Below are 2,813 nucleotides of genomic sequence, written 5' to 3' on the forward strand. Positions count from 1 at the left end.
CCGCCGCACCCGCCACCAGCCGCTCCACCCCAGATCCCCGCATCCGACAACCCGAGAGAGACGATGCCGTCCTTGCTCGAGAGTGCCCGCTCGATGGTCACCCGTGGCTCCGACCTCGGCACCCGCATCGAGGCGCTGGAGGTGGCGATCCGCGCGGCCCGAGGTCGGCTCGACGAGTCCGTGGTCGCCGAGGCCGAGGAGTTCGTCGACCGCGCGGCCGCCCGGCTGCGGCTCTCGGCCGACCACACCGTCGTGGCGATCGCGGGCGCGACCGGGTCGGGCAAGTCCTCGACGTTCAACGCGCTGACCGGTCTCGAGCTCTCCGCGGTCGGCGTACGCCGCCCCACGACCTCGTGGGCGACGGCGTGCGTCTGGGGCTCCGAGGGCGCCACCGAGCTGCTCGAGTGGCTCGGCATCCCGCCGCGGCACCAGACGACCCGGGACTCGATGCTCGACGCCCACCTGGACCGGGGCAAGGGCAACCCCGACAAGGAGATGGAGGGCGTCGTCCTCCTCGACCTGCCCGACCACGACTCCACGGAGGTGGGGCACCACCTCGAGGTCGACCGGCTGGTGGCTCTCGCCGACCTCCTGATCTGGGTGCTCGACCCGCAGAAGTACGCCGACGCCGCGGTCCACGACCGCTACCTCGCGCCGTTCGCCACCCATGCCGGCGTCATGGTGATCGTCCTCAACCACATCGACACCGTGCCCGAGGACCGGCGGGACGCGATGCTCGACGACGTCCGGCGGCTGTTGGCCGACGACGGGCTCGCCGACGTCCCGGTCTTCGCGACCAGTGCGCGTCACGGGGACGGCATCGCCGAGCTGCGGGCGGAGATCTCGCGCCGGGTGGCCGACAAGCGGTCGACCCGGCTGCGCCTCGAGGCGGACCTGCGGGCCGTCGCCGCCCGGCTCAACGAGGAGTGCGGGACCGGCAAGCCGCGCTCGCTGGCCAAGCAGCGGGTCGAGGCGCTGGAGGACGCGCTCGCCGACGCCGCCGGCGTGCCCACCGTGGTGGCGGCGATCGAGCGCTCCACCCGGCTGCGCGCCGGCCAGGCGACGGGCTGGCCGCTCGTCGCGTGGCTCGGTCGGCTCCGCCCCGATCCGCTCAAGCGCCTGCATCTCGACCTGGGGGCGGCGGGCAGGCAGCTGACCTCACGGTCGCGCACGTCGGTGCCCGAGGCCACGCCCGTGCAGCGGGCCAAGGTCGACAGCGAGGTCCGCGAGCTCGCCGACGACGTCTCGGCCGGCATGACCCCACCGTGGGCCGACGCAGTCCGGCGCGCGTCGGTGTCCCGGCTCCCGGAGGTGACCGACCGGTTGGACCTGGCCATCGCCGAGACCGATCTCGGTGTGGCCCGGCTACCGGTGTGGGCCGGGATCGTGCGGGTCGTCCAGTGGCTGCTCATCCTCACCGCGATCGTGGGTGGGATCTGGTCGGTCGCGATGGCGGCGTCCGGGACGCTGGGCTCCTCGGCGGTGCCGAAGGTCGCCGGGATCTCCCTCCCGCTGGTGCTGCTGCTGGGTGGTGTCGGCGCCGGGGTGCTGGTGGCGCTCGTGTGCCGGCTGCTCGTCGCGGCGACCGCCAGGTCCCGGGCCAGGTCCGCGGACCGACGGCTCCGCGAGGCGGTCGAGCAGGTGTCGGCGGAGCTGGTGGTCGCACCGGTCGCTGCCGAGCTGGACGCGTTCCGCACCGTGCGCAACGCGCTCACCACGGCGCTCAGGTAGCACCTCCGAGCCGGAACCGGTCCACAGCCGCGCGGTGCAGGCGGCTGTCCACAGGGGCGGCCGGCCGGTCCGTCCCGGGTCGGTGCCCACGTCGAGTCTCGGTCTCGTGCCGTCCCACGGGGGACGGCCGGATGGAGAGGAGACAGCGGGTGAACGACACACTCGTGACGTTGCAGGGCAACCTCGGCGGGCCGGTCAAGCTGCGCGTGGCCGGCGACTCGGTGGTCGCGAGCTTCCGCCTCGGCTGCACCCCCCGGCGCTACCAGAAGGGGAGCGGCACCTGGTCCGACGACGAGACCCAGTGGTTCACGATCAACGCCTGGCGGACCCTGGGCGACAACTGCGCCGCATCGCTGCGCACCGGCGATGCGGTCATCGTGAGCGGACGGATGTCGCTCAACACCTGGGTCAACGCCGACGGTGTCGAGCAGCAGACCTGGGAGGTCCACGCCACCGCCGTCGGCCACGACCTCAACCGGGGCATCAGCCGGTTCGTCCGGCCGGCTCGGCCCGATGCGCCACCGGACGCCGAACCGCCCAGCGACGTGGAGGCGCCCCCCGATCCCGCCGAGGTGGCCGCGTGAGCCCGTTCAGCCCGCGGGCGCGTAGTCCGTCCACGCCGGGTCCTGGGCCAGCGCGACCAGCTGGTCGGTGGTCAGCGGGGGAGCGGATGCGGTCCGCGAGCGTCTGGCCGGGGACCTGCGCGGTGGTGGTCGTGTTGCCCTCGACGTCCGTGGTGGTGACGGCGTCGGGCAGCGGCCCGGTGGGGTCCGGCGGGATGAGCAGCACCTGGAACGCGCCGGGACCGGTGTCTGCCTCCGCGCCGTGCTGGGAGGTCGTCAGCAGGTAGGCGCTGCGGAACAGCTGGCTCGACCGGGCCGCCATGAACTCGGCGAACGCCGCATCGGTGTCACGCGCCTGGCCTCCTGTGTCGGTGTGGGCGGGTCAACCGTAGAGACGCCGTGGCCCCCGAATCGGTCTCACGCCTGTTCCCACCTAGGCTTGCCGACCATGGCTGAGTACGTGTTCACCCTGCGCAACGTGCGCAAGGCCCATGGCGACAAGGTCGTCCTCGACAACGT

General features: G+C 73.4%; 3 protein-coding genes. All 3 read left to right on the top strand.

The features are described 5' to 3' along the window. Positions 1-63 precede the first annotated feature (63 nt). A complete protein-coding gene (locus JHD21_RS21700; RefSeq protein WP_292679623.1) occupies positions 64-1,731 on the top strand; it encodes a GTPase in 1,668 nt (555 codons plus the stop codon). A 149-nt stretch (positions 1,732-1,880) separates the two neighbouring features. After that, complete coding sequence (locus tag JHD21_RS21705; RefSeq protein WP_292679619.1) at positions 1,881-2,315, top strand: single-stranded DNA-binding protein; 435 nt, start codon at positions 1,881-1,883, stop codon at positions 2,313-2,315. A 67-nt stretch (positions 2,316-2,382) separates the two neighbouring features. Next, positions 2,383-2,813: hypothetical protein (locus JHD21_RS21710; RefSeq protein ID WP_292679621.1), on the top strand; the 431-nt coding region annotated here is incomplete at its 3' end.

Origin of the sequence: Nocardioides sp. (assembly GCF_016462705.1) — a bacterium.
Classification (GTDB): Bacteria; Actinomycetota; Actinomycetes; order Propionibacteriales; family Nocardioidaceae; genus Nocardioides.

Bases quoted from the DNA above. Each gene is read 5' to 3' on its own strand.
- JHD21_RS21700 (WP_292679623.1), top strand. From the start codon at position 64: ATGCCGTCCTTGCTCGAGAGTGCCCGCTCGATGGTCACCCGTGGCTCC.